This window comes from Brachyspira pilosicoli (assembly GCF_019402445.1).
Classification (GTDB): Bacteria; Spirochaetota; Brachyspiria; order Brachyspirales; family Brachyspiraceae; genus Brachyspira; species Brachyspira pilosicoli_B.
This window is the reverse complement of record NZ_SRZM01000385.1, coordinates 1-3,528: the sequence shown is the minus strand read 5'-3', so window position 1 is coordinate 3,528 and position 3,528 is coordinate 1. Positions and strand designations below refer to the sequence as shown.

At 26.8% G+C, this 3,528-nt stretch carries 2 protein-coding genes; both read left to right on the top strand.

All coding sequences use genetic code 11. The features are described 5' to 3' along the window. Positions 1-2,039: DUF4132 domain-containing protein (locus E6A48_RS11100; protein ID WP_219710343.1), on the top strand; the 2,039-nt coding region annotated here is incomplete at its 5' end. 167 nt (positions 2,040-2,206) lie between these two features. Further along, entirely contained in the window at positions 2,207-3,208 is a 1,002-nt protein-coding gene (locus E6A48_RS11095) for a C45 family autoproteolytic acyltransferase/hydrolase (RefSeq protein WP_219710340.1), read from the top strand. The last annotated feature ends 320 nt before the right edge of the window (positions 3,209-3,528 follow it).

The window sequence follows — 3,528 nt, the reverse complement described above, 5'->3', positions numbered from 1 at the left end:
AAGAAGTTATTGACAGTTTATTAAACAACAAAGAATTAAATATTACATTAAAAGAAATTTTATTATCATATTATTTTGATTATGCAGGAGATTTTTCAAATTGTTATTATAACCCTGGCGGAAAATATCTTCCTACATTATATAGAGAGCTTAGATGCTTAGATGAAAATAATAATGTTATTATAAATAGCGTGAAAGATGAATTGTTTAAAAGCTATTTTGATGAAGTGCTAAATATATTAAATGATGATAAGTTTATAAAGGATAATATAACAGGCAATAAAAATACAGCTTTAGATATATTAAAGACTTTATATAATAAATATAATTATAATGATTATCATTTACTTTATACAGTTCTTGAAAATACAAAGAGAGTCGAAGTAAAAAGGCATTGTATTAAAGTTATTTCTGACAATGAATCTATTACAAGAGAATATGTTGAGAAGATGTCAGAGAAAGCAAGATCATCAGAGTTGAAAGGAGCATTAAAAAATATTATTAAGAATTGGAATCTTAAAAAATACGGCGACTATTTTAAAAGTATTGATGAGGCTTTGGAGTTTATTGACACTTACTACAATACAAATTATGAAAAAAATATAAAGTTTTTAGATGATATTAAGCTTACAAAAGTTTTATACAACGATGGCAAAGAGGCTGATGAGAGAATATTTAAATATATCATCATGGAATATATGAATTTAGTAGAGCCTGCAAAATTAAAAGACTGCGATATGCTTGCGGGCATTCTTAATACTGCTTCATTTACAGATGCATTGGAAATGTTATATATTCATTGGAGAGATTCTAACTATGAAGCAACAAAGAAAAATATTTTAATACCTTATTTGATATATTCTGATGATTTGAAAGTAGATAAGGTTTATCCGCTCATAAAAGAGTTTGCAAAAAGTTCACGCACAGTTATGGCAGGATTTATTATAAAGTGTATGGCATTAAACGGAAAAAACTATGCATTAATATTGGTAGACGGACTCACAAGAAAAGCTCCTACTGCAAAGATAAAAGAAGTTGCAATAGAGACAATGGATAATGCAGCCTATATGCTTGATATGACCGCCGATGAGCTTTCGGATAGAATAATACCTAATTTTGGATTTAATCAAAAGGGTGAAAGAGTTTTAAACTACGGCGGAGAAGCAAAAAGAACATTCACATTATCGATAAACAATAATCTTGAACTTACAATTACAGATAATGAAAAAGAAAAAACAATAAAATCACTTCCTGCCCCAAACAGCAAAGATGATAAATCAGAAGCTGACAGTGCCAAAAAAGAATACACTACCCTCAAAAAAGAAATAAAGACTTTGATACAGAATCAGAAAATAAGGCTTCAAAAAGTGTTATTAAACGGCAGAAAATGGACTTACAACAATTTCAAAACCGTATTTGTTGAAAACCCTATAATGAACATGTTTGCTTTAAAACTTATTTGGGGTGCTTATGATGAGAACAACAATTTAATAGAAAGTTTTAGGTATATGGAAGACGGCACATTTAATACAGTTGACGAAGAAGAATACACTCTAAAAGAAAATAGTTTAATAACTTTAGTTCACCCCTCAGAATTGGATGCTGACACTATAGCAAAATGGGAAAGTCAATTATCAGATTATGAGATAGTTCAGCCAATAGAGCAGCTTGATTTCAAATATGAAGAGATTACAGAAAAAGATATTAATGAAGATAGAATTAATTCTCTTAATTCAAAAACAATAAAAGCGGGAGTGTTAATGTCATTAGCAAGCAAGTATGATATGGCTAGGGGCGAGGCTATGGACGGAGGAACTTTCTTTGAGTACATATTAAAAGACACTTATCTTAATATATCAGTTCACATTACATTCGACTATATGTATTTTGGAATAGATGCTAATGAAGATGTTAGTTTTGGTGATATTGAGTTTTATGAGATTGATGACGGCATTAAGACTTTGATTAATCCTTTAAAGGTAAACAAGAGATTTGCTTCATCAATTTACAGCATAGTGAAAAGTATTTTCGTAGAGTAAATTTATTTAATACGCACGGTAATTAGATAAAAGAATATAGAGTAGTTAATAATTTATTTTATAGTTATTAACTACTTTTTTATTTTCTATTTTAAAAAATTTTTATTCATATTTACTTTAAATTTTTATTATGCTAGCCTTTTTAAAGTTAATTTTTTGGAGGTAGTATGTATCATTCAAGATTTAAAGGAAGTCATTATGAGGCTGGCTTCAAATATGGAAATATACTTTCTAAAAATAATATAAACCCTTTAAGTAAAATAAAAATATCAAAAGAGCGTAAGGACTTCTCTACAAAATGCATGCCAATATATAAAGAATTCTTTCCGGAAATAATAGAAGAAATAAAAGGAATGGCTGATGGATTAAGCTGCAATAATATAAAAACAAATTATAAAGATATAGCAGATTTTTTATTTACAATATATGCTTTTATATTTGAAAATAAATGTTCTTCTTTTGCATTTAAAACTGATGATAATATTATTTTAGCAAAAAACAGTGATTTTATAAAAAGCATAAAAAAATATTGTGATAGTGTATATTACAAATTAAATGATTCATATTCATTTATAGGAAATACAACGGCATTTATTGAAATGGAAGATGGTATTAATGAAAAAGCTCTTGCTTGTACTTTGACTTTTGTATATCCTGTAAAAATAAATTATGGTTTTAATGCTGGTATGCTTGTGAGATATATATTAGAAAAATGTAATGATGTGAATGAGGCTTTATCTTTTTTAGAAGAAGTGCCTATATCATCATCACAAAACATTATTATAGCAGATAGAAATTCTAATATAGCATTAGTTGAATGTAACTGTGATAAAAAGCATATAATAAAAAATGATTATGTATTTACTTCTAATCATTTTGCAAGTGAATGTATGAGAGTTTATCAAACAGATTTGGAAGATGATGTGCATTCTCATGAAAGATATAATACATTAGAAAATGCTTTTAAAAACTATAAATATAATTTAGATTTTTCAAAAGAATTATTATCCGGTAAATATGGTTTTATGTGCCAGTATGAGAAGAAAGATGATATTGATACAATTTGGTCAAGTATATATTCTATAAAGGATAAAAAGATATATAGAGCGGAAGGCAATCCTTCAAGAAATAGTTTTAAAGAGGATAAAAGATTAAAATTCTATTATTAAAATAATTTAAGTGTATTAATTAAAAAATACTTTTAAAATTCTTTTTACGCACGGTTAATGAAATTTTATATATAATTGAATTTAAATTATTAATTTATTTTAGGGTTAAAAACTTATTTTGCGTGCGGTATATATACAATAATTTTAAACGACGCTAGGGTGGGGCTTTTGAATTCTGTTTAAGCAAACAAGAAAGAATAGTTTAAAATAACAATTTAATTTAATAAAGAATAATGGGTGGGGAATGTAATAAAAGTTTTAAAATTTAATTACATTTGCCCGCCCTTTAGGCTTTCTGTCTTTTCTTTTGTTTATGTGTT

What these genes read in the sequence shown, in the direction of transcription:
- E6A48_RS11095 (WP_219710340.1), top strand. Translation starts at nt 2,207, where the DNA reads ATGTATCATTCAAGATTTAAAGGAAGTCATTATGAGGCTGGCTTCAAA.